Source organism: Photobacterium piscicola (assembly GCF_900166965.1).
In the GTDB taxonomy this organism is placed as follows: Bacteria; Pseudomonadota; Gammaproteobacteria; order Enterobacterales; family Vibrionaceae; genus Photobacterium; species Photobacterium piscicola.
In genome coordinates, this window is record NZ_FUZI01000001.1 from 1128026 (window position 1) to 1151044 (window position 23019).

Below are 23019 nucleotides of genomic sequence, written 5' to 3' on the forward strand. Positions count from 1 at the left end.
TGAGATTAATCACCACAGCATTCTTATATAAGCCATTTACTATTGAATGGAAGTAATGACTAATGCTAGCAATTAGCTAACATTAGTACTGTTTCCACTATTTGATAGTAACTTGATAAATAACAGTTCCAGTTTCACTAGGATTTAAGGCTCCGGTCATTTCCCAGCGTACTTCACCTTCATAACCCGCAATATTTGCACCATTTGGTGTTAATACATTACATGTTAAACCAGCAGGTAGAACACCAGATGTACAATCAATCGCTAACGTTAAGTCAGTATAAGCAGGTGTAGTATCAAATATTGTGACTTCTGTTATTGGCCCACTCCCCACATTGGTAAACTCAATAGAATATTCTAAAATATCACCCGGTTTACCGTCATTACTGGTACTTACACCAGTCGCTTGAGTCAGATTTTCCACTGTTTTATTAAGCTTCAACTCACCAGCACCAGCGAAAGTAGCACGAACAGTATCGGTATCTATCACTTGTCGAGTAACATCATGACCTGTTGCAACACTATCCTCAAACGTCATATCAGCTTGAATATCATAATGATAAAGCGCATTTAATGGTGCATCAGCAGGAACAAATACTTTACTGATTAAACAAACACTACTATCACCACTTACAGCGACAGGGTTAGCTATCTGACTATCAGCCCCATCAATTGAACCATTACAGTCATTATCTTGATACAGTATTGCGCTCCAACCGTCATTTGCGGGCTCCGTAGAGATATTCATAATGGTAAAGTTAACACTACCTGCGGTTTCAGCTGTAAATTTATGACTAAAGAGCACTCCTTTACCCGGCTCAGTTTCAGTAAAGTTATCAGGCTCCATACGCGGTTCTTTCACTTTACCGAAGTTTAAGCCCGTTAAGTAATCACCCGCAGCGGCATTAATTAACATCTGACTATCAATAACACTGGTATTGGTGACTTGAGTAAGCGCTGACACGTCAGCTTCACTAATATCAATCCAATCAGCTTGTTTAACCACCTCAAGTACAAGATTTTCATTAGCAAGTGATACTGGTACGACTAATAGATAGCCACCATCACCCGAGGTCACCGTTGTTGCAACAACATCACCAGTTGTAAATCCACCAGCACCTGTGCCGTTATAAATAGCACGCACAACTGTATTACCAATACCAACTTCACCACCATCAAAAATACCATCATGAGCCGCGGTTGCGCCCGAGATACCATTATCTTCAAACACAAAACCACTGAGCACAATCTGATTAATTAACTCAAATTGATAATCTTCTACCTCACCATCAGCGGCTTCACCTATTGGAGAATTACACGTTGCTGCCGTGCTACATAAACGAAAACGAACAAATGTATCGCCGTTATAACCTGCGGTAAGCCCTGCATCTAAATTGAAATCAAGATTCGTTGTGGCTGCTGTAATCAATTGGTCTTCAATAATCATCTCGCCAACATCAGCAAAATCACCATCGCCATTCAGATCAATAAATACATTTAAGAAACCCGCAGCTTGTGGCACAGATACGGTCACTGGAGTAGATGTTGCAACCGTAATACTAGCAGGAAGAGTTACGCCATCTTCATCATCAGAAGCTTGAAGATCATCGCCTGTTGCATCAAGGGAGAACTGACTAACAAACTCACTGTCCCAATTAGCACCCAACGTGAGATCTTGGTCGCCATCAAGCGCAGCATCACCATCATTGCCTGTATCAGAGTAATTATGGAAAGCATCACCGTAAGAAATAGGTGCATCACCATAGTCTCGTGCGTAGTAACAACCAGCAGCATCATTACCTTGAACCGAGACATCAATACCTTCAGTTACAAACATCAACTCACCAGTAATCACATTCAATTGATAAACTGCCGTCTTATCAATCAGATCGTGAGCATTATCACCATCGGTATCGTGATCACCACCATTAGCAAAGGCATAAAGCATAATACCATCATCCATAATGGTTCCCCCCGCCCCAGCACTACCGGTATTCGTCACAGGAAGTAACCCGTTGAAGTTCAGAGGATTTATTGTCACAGCTCCTGTAGTTGGATTGATTTGAATATAGTTACCACCTGGTAGATCAACACCATATAACATACCGTCATTCGAGCTGAAGGAGAAATCGCCACCCATAGCTGGTGTTGAAGACAATGTGATCGTCGTAAACGTCTGAGTATTTAAGTCAATACGAACTAGAGAGTCCCAATTCCCATTCATAATGTAGAGATACTGCCCATCAGGTGACACATCACCTCGAACAGGATAACTAATATTTGAACTACCGCCTAATCGAGATAATATTTGATTATTAGCAAAATTAGAGGTTCCATGTATCGAATGAATAATACTCTGTACGCCATCAGATCGTATCGTACCAAGAGAAACAAATTCAGTACCATCACGATCCGTTACAAATAAAATCACATCGTCATTAGTAGAGCTTCCATCAATAAAAGTACCGTAAAACAAACCACTTAGGCGATTAAAACCAATAGCATTAATATTTTCAGCATTTGGATAACCATTAATAACAATAGGACTCACAATATTATTTAATTGGGCAGGATTGGTGGTTGGATCAAATTCCGCAAAATCATAACCACTGGTATTATCGCCTTTGGTTTCAACAATAATGTCACAAGTATTATCACCATTAAGGCTTGACACTAATACTCGATAATCTTCGATCTCACCATCAGGTGCTGGCCCAATAGGATCTGGGAAGACATTACCATCAGCATCTAGTGGCGTATTTGTTGTTGTATTAAAATCAGAACTAATACGTAAACGATAACCCACCACACTGTTACTGATATTTGCCCCAGAAGTACCCACATTATTCCATGTCAATGTTGCTGATGTGGCACCATTTGGCACGATAACCCATGCACTTTCATCATCATCAAATGAACCACTATTATCAAAGTCAATCCAACCAGATAAATACGCATCACTGCCTGTTGTATTTACCACAGGAACGGTTTGCGTCACAGTAGGACTTGATACATCGGCAGTAATTAATGCACTTAATACATCTTCATCATCAGGAGCAGTACCGTTATTATCATCACCTGCATAATCAGCATCTGGCTGACCATCATTTTCATTATCTGCCGCTACCGAACCAATATATAACCCTGTTTCTTCAGTTAAATGACGAGGACCATCATTAACCAACGTTGTAGGGTAACCAGTAGTTTCAGGCGCATCACCAAAATCTAACGGCAGTGGAGCGAAACGACAACGCGCACCATCATTTTGGCTGGTTGCAGCATTTATCTGAGTGAAGTTGACTGCACTATAACCACCAGATGGAAGACTTGGGTCTGAAATATCAATTCGAACAATACGGCCAGGATTTGGATTTTGAGCTGCGTAGAAGAAGCCTTGATCATCAAAGTATACCGCACCCCATCCAGTGCCAGTTTCGCCATTAATACCAACGTAACCCAAATTAATTTGCGCCCCTGTTACAGGATCAAACTTCACTAAATTTCCCGTAGGCGTTAAGGTATAAAGCATATTGTCGATAGGATTAATCGCCATATCAGCCATCACTGGAGCAGAAACTGTAATTTCACCAATTTGCTGTAAGTAAGTACTGCTATTTGGATTAACATCAATGCGATACATACTGGTGCCGCTATTATGCATCAGCAATAGAACACCGTTATCATCGATATCACCACTGTTATAGTTATTGATTGCCATCGTACTTCCTGTAATTGGTAACACGAAGGCAGATCCTGCACCATCAACCATTAAAACAGTGTCTTTATTTTTAATGTTATCGCCGATGAGTGTATTGGTAATAAAGTTATACCCCGTACCACCAAAGACACCAGTGCCTGTTGGCAGAACATCATCATATAATGGTGTTACTGTACCCATAGCCAAATTAATACTAGTAATATCGGTTGGGCTATTACGCAACAAATAACCATCACTACTACAAGTTGGGAACGTCACAATCGTGAAATCAGCAAAGTTAACATCACTCACATCCGTTGTTAACGCAACTGATTGAATGTTAGGTGAGCTAGAATGGACATTGATTGGATCACCAATTGTCGCGCCAGCATAACCACCAGCATTTGGATCTAGCGTTCCAATGGTTGGTGGACAGGTTGGATTAACTAAATCAGTTTCAAGTGCTGCTTCATAAACTTCATAGTTTCCACCAGGAATAGTCATTGAGTAAGCACCCGTTATTGCATCCGCTGTGGCAACAAAACACTCACTGGTTGTGGTGTTATAAGCAATCACCGGAACAGCAATACCAAGACCCGCTTCTGCTACATCTTTAATGCCATTTAAAGTTGGGGCGGTACTGCTGTCATCAAAGACAAAACCAGACAGTTCAAAGCTACACACGGCAGGCGCTGTTGGTAATGTCGCAGTATTGATCACTTGACCATCGCCACCGTCATCGCCACATAATAACTGCCCAGAACATGTTGCAGTACCTGCACTGACATTAGCAGTAGCACCTGAACTATTAAAGATAGCTGCACCACCACCGCCACCAGCAGAGCGACCATGACCACCAGATGAACTTGCACCATTACCACCGACAGCATTAACGGTTAGTGTTGATAGAGATGCACCATCGGTGTTGTATAGCAATACAGAGCCACCCGCACCACCACCACCGGGGCTATCGCCACCAGCATTTGGTGAAGTATTACCATTGGCATTAATAGTACCTGTTCCTGTCACTGTATTAGCTGTGATATATACGATACCACCACCATCAGCGCCATCACGACCGACACCATTATTTTCTTGACCTGCACCGCCACCGCCACCAAGAGTTAAACGAGTAGGATCAGCCAGCCCAATACCTGTACCTGGTTCTCCCGGATAAAAACTGGTTGAACTTGAATAATTGCCGCCTCTACCACCAGGGCCAACGTTACCACCACCACCACCACCAGAATTAAAGTTACCACCACCACCAGCATTTGCTGGCGCGCCGATACCATTATCACCATCGCTATAGCCTAAACCACCAAGACTCACTGGGGTTCCTGCAATACCTTCACCCTTACCACCATCGATATTGGTTACAGCCATAACGTAATTAAGTCCGGTCGCAATACCATTGGCGGTATTTTTTGTACCACCACGGAAGCCTTTACCGTTAACGTCAATAATATTGCCATTAAGATCTAATGTTCCATTGACATATAACGACACAATACCGCCACTAGAACCATCCCAGTCAGCAGACGTAACCGTGCCAGTTAAACGTGCATCTTCATACATTGGAATACGTACAACTTGGAAAGAACTATTTCCGTCAGCAGTAAAGTTATTCGTTAAATTTTCACTTAATACTAAAGTCGGATCGGTAAAGCTAGCAACGGTCGCAAACTCATATTGCCCAGTCGTACCATAATCCGTCCAACCACTGGCATACCCACCTGCAACACCATTACCATAACTATCGGTATTAGTGGTATCAATTGAGGCATTTTGCATTTGAATGATCATCACTCGATCACCTGGATTTAAGGTCTCTGTCGTATTACCTGTTGCCGTACCAAGCGTAATACTATTCGTGCCAGTTAATGCATTTGCCGTTGCTGGGTAATAAGTATTAACCACACCCGTAATATCAACAGGTGTACCTGAAACACCTTCAATATTGCCAGAGTTCAAACATTGCGCTATCACAACCGCAGGGGTTATTGGTTGAATTGGTCCTTTTAAAATTGGAATTTGATGATCTTCAACTTCACCATTAATAGCCGTGCCGTTGTAATCATCAACAGTTAATGTTTCAGATGTAATACGAAGACGCATGTAGGTTTCAGTTGCAACAGTAGTGGTATTTATTGAAGGGAAACTTAATGACGCACTACCATCAGTAACTGCATCGGCATCAGTACAAGCCGCTAGAGCAAATTCACCACTATCGGCAAAATCACCATCAGCATTAAAGTCAACCCAAGCATAAACATTTGCACCCATATCTGCGGTGCCATTATGATCATTACAAATCACATCTTGAGTAAAGCTCGTAGCACCTTGAGATAAGAAACCAACTGTAGAGATACCATCTTCATCATTGATATTTAGCGTATCATCATCGGTTGAATCACCATTATCATCAACACCGTCACCAAAGCCATCACTATCACCGTCACCAATAACAGAACCCAAGCTTAATGTCGTATTACCAATGCGATGACGCGCACCATTACTGGTAAATAAGGTGTTATATCCTAAGGTTTCAGGCGCATCACCGTAATCATAAGCAACATCAAGAATGATACGATGATCTTCAACTTCACCGTCATTCGCTACATCATGAGGCGTTGAACATACCGTTGTGGTTGAACAAATACGAACACGAACATAACTACCGCCATCAAGCACATCATTCGGTGTCGTAAAGGTTAATGTAACGTCCGTATCGTCATTCACTGCCGTAATACTCACTGGCGTTGCAGCTTCAGTCGCCACATCAAACACACCATCACGATCAAAGTCTAGCCATGCATAAACAGTGGCATCAACATCAGTATGTACCCGTACAGTTAAGGTTTCTGTGCTATTTGGCTCTGCCGACATTACAGCCGGAATAGTTACACCATCCTCATCATTAACACCCGCTAAGTCATCATCTTGAGCAAGGCCATTATCATCGATACCATCCACAAAACCATTAGCTTCAGCATCCGTAGCATTGGTACCAAGGAAAATGGTTGCACTAGGAATATGCATTGGGCCGATGCCCTCACCACTGGCATTAGTACGATCGGTTCCATAGGTATCTGGCGCATCACCTAAATCAAATGTACCCATGACAATAAGATGATCTTCAACTTCACCATTAGTGGCGATTCCACCCATTGACGATGTTGTTAACACATCATTAGTAATACGAATACGTGAATAGGTAACTCCTGCCGTTAATCCTGTTAGCCCTGTCCAATTAAATACATATTGCACTTCTGAAGAGGCATCAGGTACGATTTGAATTTGCCCTTCGCCAGCCTCAAAGGTACCACTTTGGTCAAAATCAATCCAAACAGCGAGATAAGCAACTGATCCTGAAGTATTTGACGCTTCAACGGTAAGACTATAATCACTCGCATTAATGTTTATCGGTGAAATGACATTAACGCCATCCTCATCATCAGGGGAAGCATTGGTATCATCACCATCTGCTGTTGCTGTTGGTATACCATCAGACTCACCATCACTGGCTTGATCACCAAGGAATAACGACGTATCACCATAATGGAATGGACCACCGCTTCCCGCTAAGGTTAAATACGTATCTGGCGCATCACCAAAATCAACATTGTCTGACACAGAAATCGCATACCCTTCAACTTCACCATTGGTTGCTTCACCAATAGCAGTACTACAGTCAGTGGTGGTATTACAAATTCTCACACGAACATAAACAGTATCACCATTGGTAATAGCCGTTGTGATTGGCCATGTCAGTACTTTTACAGTATCAGTTTCGCCATCAGCAACAGCGATAGTCTGCATTTCAGATGCTTCTAGATCACCATTTTTATTCCAGTCAGCCCACGCATATACATTACCATCGGTACCCGTAGTATTGGTGGTAGTAACACGCACTGAATATTGAGTAGCGGTACTCGATAACGGTAATATCTCGACACCATCATCAGTATCACCATTGGCTGCAACCGTTGCATAGGCGTCAGTTTCACCATCTGGCGCCGTACCCATAAAGATATTGGCACCAAGTTGGTGACGAGGACCATCAAATTGGAAGGCTGTTACATAATCACCTGTCGCAGTGCCTGCCCCTGAATCAGGTAAATCATCAAAATCAAGCTCTGTATTTGAACAATTGCCATTCACATTGGCATCATCTGCTAACCAATTATTACGCGCTAAGAACGCACTTTGATCTTCGTAGTAGTCATACACAAAATCCATTAACGCTTGGTAAGGCGTAAGATTGCTTGAATAGTAATTTGGCGTGAAATAGAACTGACGCTCACCAGAACCAACCCATGGACCTGTATGCGTACGAGGATATCCATAACCACCGGTTGTGGTTGGATCATATGGAATCAACCACGCCATCGCATCAACATTATTACAAGAGCCTGTTACCGTTGGCAGCGTATAAATAACACTACGGTGATCAATACCCGTAATCGTTGATAGCGTACCCGTAGTTGCTACTGTTGCTTGGGTTGATAATGCACCAGGGCCATCAGATGGATGGAAACGAGGTAGTGTTGTTGGTCCAGCATACCCTGCAAAACCCGTTGCACTTGTACCAGGGAATCCTACTTGTTGTCCCATGTATGCATTAATACGGGTCGTGGTTGCATCAGCAAATGTATCACCTTCAACAAGAGACAGTAGCACACCACCTTGATTACGATAATCTAATAACGCATCAATTTCTGCGGTTGTATCAGGGCTGGTTCCACCCGCTAGATCTGATTGATAAAGAATAAATTGATAATCACGTAACGTGAAATCAGTGGTAATATTATCTGTCGGAACAAGAAGATCGTAAGTTACATAACCAACCCCATAATTATTTTCCATGAGAGCAACAGTATTATTTGCCGTATTGGGTAATGTATATTCAATCGCACCTGAATCTTGCTGAATTAACATGTGGAAGGTGACTTTATGATAATGATCTTCTATCTCACCATCAGTCGCTGTGCCTTGTGAGCGTTCATCAATGGCTGTCGCGCCATCATCAACTAATGTATCGGTTGTTAAACGTAAACGAACATAACTATCACCAACATTACCGCCTTCGGCATTAGATAGATTAGTCCAAGCGACACTAATTGGAAGATCCGTTGCACCATCAGCAACCGCAACGCTGGTATACTCATCAAGTTGGAATTCACCATCTAAGTCATGATCAACCCATGCATGCAGTGTTGCTGCACCGCCAGTGTTATTTGTTACCGTGGTATCAAATGACCATGTTGTCATTGACGGAGAAAGAACAGGGAAAGTCGGAACAGTTTCATCCGCCGTAGCATTATTATCATCACCATCAGCTGCCACACTTGGTTGACCATCAACATCAGCATCAGCCGCTGTCGTACCTATATAAAGGTTTGTTGAAGGCGCATGATTGGCACCATTATTTGTAGCTAAAGTATGATAAGCATCTGGGGCATCACCCCAATCTTGAGCGGTTAATACTGAGATTCTAAAGTCTTCAACCTCACCCGATGTTGCGGTGCCACCAGCATCAGAAACCGTTAAACCATCACTATTGGGCGCTAAACGTGCTCGTCCAAAATAATAGCCCGCAGTCACAGGTGTTAAACTGTTCCAACTAGGGTTATAAACAGTATTGGTTCCGTTTGAAGTCGCACTAATCACTTGCCCTTCAGCAGCATCAAAGACACCATTTTGATTCCAATCAATCCATACAATAAGATCCGCATTTGCACCTGTATTATTAAGTACATTTGCATCCAATGTATAACTGGTTGCGCTTAAGGCTAATGTCGGTAATGAAATACCATCTTCATCAGCAGTGGCTGTAATATCATCAAGTAACGCATCACTACTTCCATCAGCATCTTCACCATCAGTGGTTGCTGTACCTAAACGTAGCGTAGTACTAATAGGATGAATTGGACCACCGTCAGCAAAACGAACAAGGTATGAATCAGGGGCATCACCACCATCATATCGAACGCTATCACTCAATAAATAGTGATCTTCTATTTCACCATTTGATACGCCACCATAAGAACGAGGATCTTCATTAACGCCTGTTGCACTATCGGCTAATAATTCAGAGGTAATACGCACACGCATATAGCGATTTTGACCCGCGGCTAATCCTGTTGTTGCCGTCCAATCCAACTCAACAGAACTATTTGTTAAGCCTGTTGAGGTGACAATTGCGCCACCAGTACCTGTACCATTATCAACAAATTCATCACGATCAAAACGACCATTACCATCAAAATCAATCCAAGCATAAATATAAGCATCACTGCCTGTATTATTCGTCACCATAGCATTTGCACTATAGCTACCTTGGGTTGTGGTTAATGGTGGTAAAATTAAGCCATCTTCATCATCACTAGCTGCAATATCATCGCCTGATGCTTGAAGTGCTATCGTCGGTGTTTGAGCATCATTATCTGCATCTGGCACTGTACCCATAAACAGATTGCTATCAACACCATGGAATGGCCCACTATCTGATTGGGTTGTACGGTAATTATTCGCCCCGACATTCACAGCCTCATCAGGTGCATCACCGTAATCAAACTCACCCACAAAGACCATGTAATCTTCAACTTCACCATCTAATGCTTGGCCAGCCCAATCATTAGCGGTGAGATCTGTCAGGTAGCTAATTCGAATACGTAATGCCATCGAGCCATTTGTTAAGCCTGAAATACCATTCCATGTTAATACTGCGGTTTTAACACCATTAAAATATGGAATATTATCAGTGCTAAATGGCGCATCACCTGTCGTATCATAATTAATGGTTGATACAACTTCAGCAGCACTAAACTCACCATCTTGATTAGTATCAAGCCATGCGACTAAGGTTGCCGGATTACTGGCAAGCTCAGAATTACGTAAAGTAACAGGCACACTATAAGAGGTGGCTGCAATCGCAATATTTGCTAATGGTTGAGATAAACCATTCTCATCATCACTGCCATTGTTATCATCCCCAGAAGCATCACTGGTTGGTTGACCATCTGTGTCTGCATCAATCGTTGCCGTACCAAGATAAACGGTGGCACTATTGCTACGTCCGTGGAATGGACCATCACTGGCACTTAAGGTTTGATAAGTATCAGGCGCATCACCCATATCTTGATCACCGATATAGATTAAATGATCTTCCACCTCACCATCGCTGGCACCAAATAATGAACGGGTATCTTCTGCTGCACCACTGTTACCGTTGACTAATCCATCAGTTGTTAAACGGAAACGGGTTAACGTAAAGCCTGTTGCTATACCCGTAAAGCTGTTCCATGTAATATCAACCGAACCATTAGTGCCCGTAGGTACGATAACTTCGGCCACTTCATCTGAACCAAATTGACCATTACGATCCCAATCAATCCAGCCATACAACGTTGCATCTTGTCCGGTATTATTGGTGACATTAACTGCTGCGGTATAACTGCTCGGTACAGGTGAATTATCTAATGCACGTAACGTAACGCCATCTTCATCATCACTGCCTGTGGTATCATCACCATCAGCTTGAATTGGACCACTGCTTGGATTAGCATCAGCTTCACTATCAGGCACACTATTACCAATATAAATATTATTATTGATAACATGATATGGACCATCATCAACTAAACGAGAACGGTAATCGCCCGATCCTGCTGCGGTTCCAGCTACACCATCTTCAGCATCACCAAAATCTAGCGCCCCGATATATATTTGATGATCTTCCACTTCACCATTAATTGCCTCTCCACCCCAATCATTAGCGGTTAAAACAGAGTTAGTTAAACGTAGACGCATATAGGTGCTACCTGCGGTTAATCCACTGATTCCGGTCCACGTTAATTGGGTTGTTGGCGTTGCACTAGTACTGGTATTGGTTGCATTTACAATCGAGGTTAATTCAGTAAACTCGCCAGCATCAGCAAAATCACCATCTTGGTTAAAATCAATCCAACCATATAAATGTGCATCACTGCCTGTCGCATTATAAAGAGGAACACCAACAGTATAAGTAGTATCTGCAACGGCTAAAATTGGGAATGGCGTAAGATCATCGGCATTTTCATCATCAATACCGTCGGTATCATCACCTACCGCACCATTAGATGGCTGACCATCTTGATCATGACCATTGTCGTGGGTAGCATCACGAATATAGAGGTTAGCATTATTGTGAATATGGTAAGGGCCACCACTGGTATATAGAGTGTCATAAGTATCAGGGGCATCACCACCGTCATAGGTTTCTACTCGAATATAATAATCTTCAACTTCACCATCACCCGCGCCACCATAAGAACGTGGATCTTCAACTATGGCGCCATTTTCTGTGTCAGCTAATAAATCAGTTGTAAAACGAATACGAATATAAACATCAGTACCTGTTGCGATGCCTGGGAATGTATTCCAACCTAAGTTTGTTGTTGTATTAGTGTTACCGGTATTAATTTCTCTAGGCTCAGCGGTATTACCACCAAAGAATTCATCACGATCAAATCGACCATTGCGATCAAAATCAATCCAAGCATACAGGTACCCTTTACTGCCACTATTATTGGTTACCGTCACAGGAATATTGTAGGTCGTATTGGTGTTGTTTAATGGTGGAATAAACGCACCATCTTCATCATTACTGCCCGTAATATTATCGCCTTGAGCAAAGGCAGTAGTTGGGTCATTGGCATCACTTTCACTATCGAGTAAAGCACCCATCAATATCGTATTATCGATACCATGATAAGCACCATTGTCACTCAAAGTGGTTCGGTAGTTATTAACACCTATGTTAGCCGCACTATCAATGGCATCACCAAAGTCAAATTGACCGACATAAACGACATAATCTTCAACTTCACCACCTTGGGCAATACCACCCCAATCGTTGGCGGTTAAACTGGTATTAGCAACACGAATACGCAGCCCCATTGAACCTTGTGTTAATCCTGAAATACCGTTCCAAGTCAATGTCACTTTATTGGTTAAGTTATTACTGCTGGTTGGCAAATTATCAGACGCAAAGGTAGCATTACTAAATGGTGTACTTGTTGCAACGACATTTAGATCATCGACAACCTCATCTGCACTAAAGCTACCATCTTGATTGGTATCTAACCAAGCGACTAACGTTGCATTAGAGCCCGAGTAGTTGTAAACCGCAAGATCAACACTGTAGCTAGTAATACTGGTAGCAACTGTGGTCAATGGCTCAACTAATCCAGTCTCATCATCAACACCCGTATTATCATCACCTAATGCCGCTGCATCTGGGTACGCTTGATCGTCATCATCAATATTATTAGCACCTAGATACAGGTTACTAACATAGTAATGCGCCGGGCCGCCACTAACAGGTAAAGTTAAGTATGAATCAGGTAAATCACCTAAATCTGTGTTTTCAGCTGTGACAAAGAAATCTTCCACTTCACCATCTTGAGCGGCACCTAACGAACGCTCATCAACGGTTGCTGTTGCATCACCATCAGTGAGTAACTCTGTTGTTAGTCGTAACCGTACGCCATAAGTACTTGCATCTACTAATGCAGTGTCTGTCGTAAAAGTAACGGTATAAGTCTCTGTCCCCGTACTCGCAGGAATAGTTATCACACCATTATTAATCGCTTGGGTTGAACCAAGGCTATTAATTGATGCTTGTGCAATCTCATCACTTTCAAAATTACCATCACGATCCCAATCAATCCATGCATATAAATATGCGGTAGAGGTTGAACTGTTTGTCACCGTAATATTGGTGTCATAATTATCACCTGCATCTAAATCAGGTAAGGCAATATCTGCTAAGGCATTTTCATCATCAATCCCTGTGACATTATCACCTGTGGCATCAGTACTCTGTGGTGTTGCGCCATCAACATCAGGCGCTACAGTGCCTAGATATAGATTAGGCTCAGCGGCAACATTATGATAAGGCCCACCAAAGGTTAAATTCGTTTGATAATTATTCGCCGCCGTTGCTGAAGAAGTATCGGGTAAATCACCTAAATCTTGACCACCAATTTGAATCATAAAGTCTTCGACTTCACCATCTGACGCACGGCCACCAACATCGGTCGTTGTTAATGGATCGGTCGTTAAACGGAAACGAATAAAGGTATTACCGACAGAGAGATTTTGCATCTGATTTGAATCAAATGAATAGGTATAAACACCATTCTGAGCCGTAGGAATAACATCAACTCGGCCTTCGATTTCATCAAAAATACCATTACGGTTACTGTCAATCCAACCTGCTAGGTAAGCATCATTACCTGTTGTATTACGTACTGTGAGCTCTAAGCTATGGCTTGAACCGTTAATCGGAATTGAAGTTAATGGTTGGCTGGTACCATTTTCATCATCACTGCCATTATTATCATCACCAAGAGCATCAACAGACGCTAATACAATTTCATCACCATCAATAGTTGAAGTACCTAAATACAAGTTGGTGTTATTGGTAATAATATGGTGAGGACCACCTAATAAAGGATCAACTAGATAACTCGCAGGCGCATCACCTAAATCTTGTAGGCCGAAGAAAATACTATGATCTTCAACTTCACCACCCGCTTCACCGCCTAATGAGGAAATATCACTGATTTGCCCCACTAAACGGTTAGTTAAACGTAAACGCACAAATGAGGTTGTGTTATTGGTAACGGCAGGAATCGTCGCCCACTCAAGTTCTACTGGCGTATTACTTGATCCCGTTGGCACAACTGCAATTTGTCCTTCACTATCATCAAATTGACCATTTCGATTGAAATCAATCCATACTGCCAAGGTGGCAATATTACCCGTCGTATTTGTAACTGGCACAGTAATTTTGTATGAATCCATACCATTAAATAATGGCGGTAATGTAATTGGTCCTTCATCATCGGTTGCATCAAGATCATCGGCAGTTGCGGTTATATCTTGTAATGTTCCATCATCAATATCAGGCGCCGTATTACCAATATACAAACCATCTACGAATAAATGATAAGGGCCAAAATAGTTATAGAGTGTTTGATAGTTATTCGCCGCCGTTGTTGAAGAGGTATCTGGCGCATCACCAAAATCGGGATCGCCTACATAAACATAATGATCCTCAACTTCACCATTTTTGGCAATTCCACCCCAATCTGTCGCCGTTAAAATATCAGATGTTAAACGAAGGCGTAACGCCATATCACCTGTTGTTTGCCCGCTGATACCCGCCCATGTTAACTGAGTCGTTGGGGCTGTTTGTGCTGAAGTATTCGTTCCATTAACAAGCCCTTCAAGTGAAGCAAACTCGCCAGCATCATCAAAATCACCATCTTGATTTAAATCTAACCAAGCATAAAGATTTGCGTCAGCCCCTGTTGCGTTATAAAGCGGAACCCCTACGGTATAACTGGTATCCGTCAATGTTAAAATAGGAAGTGGAACTAAACTGTCAGCATTTTCATCATCAGTGCCATCGTTATCATCACCATTTGCAGCAGCCGTTGGTTGTCCATCTTCATCATGATTATTATCATGGGTTGCATCTCGAATATATAAATTCGCATTGGTATGATAATGAGCTGGACCGCCGTTACTGTATGATGTTTGGTAGCTTTCAGGTAAATCACCACCATCATAGGTATCGACACGTAAATAATAGTCTTCAACTTCACCATCAACCGCACCACCAAATGAACGTGGATCTTCCGTTGTTCCTGTAACCGCATCACTTAATAACTCACTGGTTAAACGAACACGAACATAAACATCGGTGTTATTAGCAATACCAGGGAAACTATTCCAATTAATATTGGCGACAAAATTAGACACGCCTGAATTTACAACTATCGGCGCGCCCGCAGCACCACCCGCAAATTCATCACGATCGAAACGACCATTACGATCAAAATCTATCCATGCATAAATATATGCATCGCTGCCTGTATTATTGGTTACAACCGAGCGCACCCCATAATTAGTCACTGAGTTATGTAATGGCATAATAAAGACGCCATCTTCATCATCACCATTGACATCATCATCGTCACCCAATGCCAGTATCGCAGGTGCATTGGCGTCATTTTCTGTATCAGGTACCGCAGCACCTAAATACAAATTATTATTCAGACCATGATAAGGGCCGCCATCATTTAACGTCGTACGATAATTATTAGCTGCAACGCCATTTGTAGTATCTGGCGCATCACCAAAATCATAATCACCAATAAAGATTTGATGATCTTCTACTTCCCCATTAAGAGCAAAACCGCCCCAGTCACTAGCCGTTAACGTGTCATTAGTTAAACGAATACGAACATAAGTACTGCCTTGGGTTAAGCCACCAATACCATTCCAAACTAACTCAGTTGTCGGTGCCGTTTGATTTAAGGTATTGGTACCATTAATGATGTTTTCTAGTGAGGTAAATTCACCCGCATCAGCAAAATCACCATCTTGGTTTAAATCAATCCAAGCATAAAGATTAGCATTAACGCCAGTTCCATTATAAAGCGGAACTCCTAACGTATATGTCGTATCTGAAACACCCAGCAATGGAATCTTTGTTAAGGAATCAACATCTTCATCATCAACACCATCATTATCATCACCATCAGCACCTACTGTTGGCAAACCATCGGTATCATGAGCATCATCATGGGTTGCACTACGAATATAAAGGTTGGCATTAACATGATAATGGGCAGGGCCATCACTTAGGTATAACGTGTCATATGAATCTGGCGCATCACCACCATCATAGGTATCAACACGAATATAATAATCTTCAACTTCACCATCTGTAACACCACCATAAGAGCGAGGATCTTCCGTTGTACCTGTTACTGAATCGGATAATAAATCAGTAGTAATACGGAACCGTGCATAAACATCAGTATTCACCGCAATACCAGGGAAACTATCCCAAATGGCATCAAGTGTGGCACTTGTTGTTCCTGTTGCTATTGTGATTGGAGAACCAGCTGCGCCCCCTACAAATTCATCACGGTCGAATCGACCATTGCGGTCAAAGTCAATCCACGCATAAAGGTAAGCATTAGCGCCACTATTATTGGTTGCTGTTACCGGAAGAGCATAAGTCGTTGCGGTATTGTGTAACGGTAAAATAAAGACACCATCTTCATCATCACCGTTCACATCTTGATCATCACCTAATGCATATATGGCTGGTGTATTAGCATTATTTTCAGTATCTGGCGCGGCAGCACCTAAATAAACAGCCGCATCTAAACCATGGTAAGCACCTTGATCATTAAAGTTAGTCCGGTAATTATTCGCACTCACTCCGCTTGCGGTATCTGGTGCATCACCAAAATCAAAATCACCAATAAATATTTGATGATCTTCAACTTCACCATTTAAAGCGATACCACCCCAATCATCGGCCGTTAAAATATCACTGGTTAAACGAATACGAACAAAAGTACTACCTTGAGTTAACCCTGAAATACCCGTCCAAGTTAATTCGGTTGTTGGCGTTGTTTGTGCTGAAGTATTGGTACTATTCACAAGATTTTCTAATGATGTAAATTCACCAGCATCTGCAAAATCACCATCTTGGTTAAAATCAATCCAAGCATAAAGATGAGCATCGGCACCTGTTCCATTATAAAGTGGCACACCTAAGGTATAGGTAGTATCTAATACCCCTAATAATGGAATACGCGTTAGAGAATCCGCATTTTCATCATCTGTTCCATCGTTATCATCACCATCACCATTTGGCGTTGGTTGGCCGTCGGTATCATGAATATTGTCATGAGTCGCATCACGAATATACAAGTTGAGATTATTGTGATAATGCGACGGACCATTGCTGGTATATAACGTATCGTAACTATCTGGCGCATCACCACCATCATAGGTATCAACCCGTAAATAATAATCTTCAACTTCACCATCAGTGGCAATACCAAATGAACGCGGATCTTCGGCAGTGCCTGTCGCTGAATCAGTTAAGACATCAGAGGTTAAACGTAAACGAATATAGACATCAGTATTAATGGCAATACCAGGAAAACTATTCCATGAAATAGTGACGTTACCATTGTTGGTGCCTGTCGGTACGGTTATCGGAACTCCCGCTGCGCCACCAGCAAATTCATCGCGATCAAAACCTGTTGTACGGTCAAAATCAATCCATGCATAAATATATGCATCACTACCAGTATTATTGGTAACCGTAACAGGTAAATCATATGACGTTGCACTTGAATGAAGTGGAATTAACAGCGCGCCATCTTCATCATCACCATTGGCATCAAGATCATCACCATCGGCACTGTTGGCGGGATTATTCGCATCTTGCTCAGCATCAATAGCGGCACCGAAGAACAGTTGGTTGTTAAGACCATGACGAGGGCCATCATCGTTGAGCAAAGTACGGTGATTATTAGCAGCAACACCTACGCCAGTATCTGGCGCATCACCAAAATCATAGCTACCAACAAGAACATAATGATCTTCGACCTCACCATCAGGTGCAGCACCGCCCCAACCTGTATTAGCTAACCCTGCGGTGGTATAACGTAAACGCAGTGCTGCATTACCATCACTTTGTCCTGAAATACCCGTAAACGTTAATGTAATCGGTGATGATACTGTTGTACCTGTTGGTACTGTTACTGCAACATATTCTGCCGCTTCAAACTGGTTATTTTGATTCCAATCTAACCAACCATAAAGGTAAGCATCAACACCAGTATTATTACGAACTGGCACTTGTACAGAATAATTGGTCGCTGTTAACGGTAAAATAGGGGTTGGAGTACTAAAGGCATTTTCATCATCACTGCCAGTGAGATCATCACCATCCGCATTTGGCGTTGGTTGACCATCCCCATCACTATCAATAGTTGTATTACCAATATAGAGATTACTGATATTACTTAAACCATGGTAAGGACCGCCGCTAAGTCCTAACGTATCAAAACTATCTGGTAAATCACCAAAATCTTGATCGGCAACTTGTAGAGCATAATCTTCAACTTCACCGCCATCAACATAACCATAAGAGCGTGGATCTTCAACAGCCCCTGTCACAGCATCAGTTAGTGCAACCGGCGATAAACGTGTACGTAAATATACCGTGGTATTATTAGTCGGTGGTGTAATTGTCCCCCAAGATAATGGCATCGCGGTTGCACTTGCACCATTAGCAACAACTATCGCACCACCTGGACCTGCACCATTTGAAATAAACTCATCACGATCAAATTCACCATCACGGTTCACATCTAACCATGCATATAAATAAGCATCAGCACCTGAAGTATTCGTCACCGTTGTTTGCGTATTATAAGCCGTTGCACCACTGGTTAACGGTTGAATCAATAAACTGTCTTCATCATCAATACCGTCAGCATTATCACCTGATGCGGTGGTATTTTGTAAACCATCAACTTCGGTATCAGTTGCGTTTGCACCTAAAAATAAATCATCATCAATAGAGTGACGAGGGCCATCATCAGCTAACGTGGTTCGATAATTACCAGTACCAATTCCCACACCAGTATCTGGCGCATCACCGAAATCAATACTGATGATCACTTCGCCATAGTCTTCAACTTCACCGTCAATACTTGAACCGTTCGGTGTATTACAATCACCAGATGAACACAAACGGAAGCGTGCATAGGTATTGCCTAAAATAGCATTCACAGGCGTCGTTATGGTATAAGTTGTCATACCAACGGTGGCAGTTGTATTACTAATTACCTGTTCGTTTGCATCATCCCAGTCACCGTCTCGGTTCCAGTCAATCCAGCCATAAACATGGAAGCTAGTACCTGCATAATCAGGATCTTTACCAATTGTAACCTCAATATCACGGTCACGATTGAGCACATAAATACCATTCGCAGTCACGCCATCTTCATCAGCAAGATCAACTAAATTATCACCATCGGCGATACTAGTAGGTTGGCCATCAATATCAGTATCTAATAACACCCCTAAAAACAGATCGGGGTTATTATCAGTATCACCATCAATAACAATATGGTTGGCACCACCATTAGCTCTTAATGTTTGGTAATCACCCATTGCGGTTGACATCGATGTATCAGGTGCATCACCCCAGTCTTTATTATCAACATCAACAACAATATTGGCACTAAATTCTGAAGTATCTTGTAATTCACCACTCCCACCCGTTGTCGTACGTTGAGCAATGACAGTAATTTCATCGCCAACATTAATGCTCGACGTTGCAAATAAACTATCAAACGTTGAACCTGATTGGCCCGTAATGCTGCCTAAATATGTTAAGCCTTCACCTGCATTTAACCCATCACTACCCAATTCACCGGTACCAACACTCGCTTTATAGACTTCAAAAGTAAATTCACCCGTGGCACACATATCACCAATAACACGTAGATTTGCACCTTCTAAAAAAGCATAAGTAATTTGTGGGCGAGCTACATTATTATTGGCACCTGTTCCGGTGTCGTTATTACATAAATCAGTATTTAATGAAACGCCTTCACCCGTTGCGAGATTATGAAGGTCAATGGCATTATCAGTATTATTATCAAAACTATTTTTAGTAATTAAATACCCTTCAATATTGGTATTACCATCAATAGAAACCCCTGAATCACCATTATTATGAATAATATTACATTCGATTATCGATAGCTGACCACTTTGGAAATGCACTCCATTATCGTCCGCATTTTGAATGTCATTACTGGTGATAGTTTGGAATAAATCAACATTTGATGTATTACGTTGATATATTGCATCACTGGTTGCATCACGCATTATATTACCAGCGATATTAAGATAAGCAGGCACACCGTAACGAATATAAACATTGTGATACGGTGTTGCAGTGGTCGAGGTTGAACCCAATAATTGATTTTGTATTACTTGCCAATTAACAACATTGGTTTGGCTATTTAGATTATTTAAGGTGATATTATTATGCGCTGTTTTTATTGCGTTATAACGAATAATACCACTGTCACCATTAAGCGAGCCATTACCTGCATTTGCAATCGCAATACCCGCACACCCTAATGATGTACCACAGGTTTCTTGGCCAATAACCGCATCATTACCCGCAGGATCAATACCAATTAAGTTTTGCTCAATTAAGGTGTCAGTAATGCCCGCCGAGTAAATATTAATACCTAAAGAACCACCCGTCAGAGAGACATTTCGTACTGTCGTATTATCCGCATTAATAATTAATAATTCAGCGGCATAAGCACTGGCGTTAGTTGGCATATCAATTTGTAATTCAGGCTTCGCTAATGCAGGAATGGTTTCAACACTACACCCATCAGAGCTACCGACGGTTTGCGCTTCTGAATAATTACCTGAATTTGAATCGATGATCGTTGTACCGTCAGCATTGCTGTATGCCGTACCATCAATGATAGTATTTGCGCCATTAGTACCCGTTATTGTAGTTAAAGAGGTCGTTGGAGAAACAACCCACCAATCGCCAGCAGGATCAGTATCGTTTGCAGGAACTGTTGGTACAAAACGCATTTCATTAGCGCCAACAATTCTGTTGGCATTAATAATAAATTGATTTAAAGAACCTTGCGCTGATGTATTGGTATTAGTAACAACGTTATATGAGAAACCAAAATCAACATTGGTCTGATTGGTTGAAGTAAATGATAAATCAACCTTAGATATGTGTTCACGCGTGGTTGAATTGGTGGTTGCATCAGCACGATCGCCATCAATACCACCATAACAAGCGCCAGAAGCCGTTAAAGGTATGTCGCCAGAGGTTGCATCACCATTGCTATCACAAAAAGCATTGGTATAGGTATTACTTGCCGCATAAGTTTGCTCTGAAATCGCAGTGCTGTCTGTTGGTGGTGCTGTTGCGACAAAATAGGTATCAATCGGTAATTCAGTGAAAGAATAAGCACCACTTGAGGTAGTCACTTGTTGTAGATAAGTATCGCCCGCACTCGGCACACCATCATTATCATCGTCTCGGTAAAGTCTTACTATTACTTCATTTGGTGTTACGCTATCAGAGGATATATCACTATCGCCATTTTCATCTAAATAAACCGTACCGCTAATATCAAAACAACCAATACAGAATCGATAATCTTCCACTTCACCACTATCAACTGTGGTTGAAATTGTTGACGTCGTTAACGCTGCATTTGATATTCTAAACCGAGAAAAAAAATAGCCAGTATTACTTCGATCTGCCACATCAACAATATAATCGACATTACACGTAAAGTTAGATCCTGATGTATTAGTACAATCTGCATTAGAAGAGCCCGCAGCAGGAACCGTTATCGCGACACCTTCATCAGCTTGAAAGGCATTATCTTGATCCCAATCAACCCAGCCAACAAATGTACGCGGTGAGCCAGTATTGTTATAAACGCTAGCAGAAACTGAAACGGCCCCTGTGCCGGCATCAATTTCAGACTGAGGAAAACCAGTTATACCATCATCAAAAGTATCTGAATTTGCTAATGCACTATTGCGATTTGCAGTTTCAAAACTAACATTCGTCCCAAAACGCAAATTAATTCCGGTTAAATCGACATTATGACGAGCAACGCCATAACTACTTGGTGCATCTGTTGCTTCGAAGTTACACGCATAACCAGAGGTATTAACTCTTACACCACCGTCATCACCCGCTCCGCCTGATGAACCACCCGATGCTGGTGTTTGGGTTCCTTCAATTTGAATACTGGTAATCGATGTCATCCAAGAAGGTAATAATATTTGTGAACTATGAGGATATTGACCAAAACTTGTTACACCAACATTACCGCCACCACTCAACATTGAAGCGCCACCTTGTGACGATAAAGTTGCATTATTTTGGCTATCACTTGGGGTCACTAATTCAGCAACGGTAGTTCCATTAACCTTAACCCGTATCCTGATTGTTTCTGTAAAATCACCACGGCTAGTCCACTGATTACCGTTGTTCCACCCCCAATTGGCACTAATAATTATTCGACCACCAGAGCCAGTACCGCCGGTTAAATTGGTATTATAAACCCCGATATTTCGGGTTCCCCAGCCATTACCGCCATCACCATCAAAATAGTAATTACCGCCAGAAGTTGTCGGTGAAGCGTAACTTTGAGAACACTGTTGAGCCTGAGCAATCGAGGTGTTGAACAACAACCCGCCACAAAAGCAAACAAGCATTAATACTCTACGGATAATTTTCATCTTTTCCATAACTCAACCAACGTAGTTAATCAGGGAACGAAAAAGAATGCAAAAACCACGCCTGTTATTTAAGCACGTTTATTGATGGGGATTAATGAGTAGCGGAAGGTCTAAAATAAGCAGAGTATCAA

The 23019-nt window shown here is 41.9% G+C and carries 1 protein-coding gene; it reads right to left on the reverse strand.

Annotated features, from left to right (window positions below):
* Positions 1 to 97: 97 nt before the first annotated feature.
* The gene (locus tag CZ809_RS05250; protein ID WP_144396150.1) at positions 98 to 22897 is read right to left on the reverse strand and encodes a GEVED domain-containing protein; all 22800 of its coding nucleotides are present in this window, start codon (positions 22895 to 22897) and stop codon (positions 98 to 100) included.
* Positions 22898 to 23019: the final 122 nt, after the last annotated feature.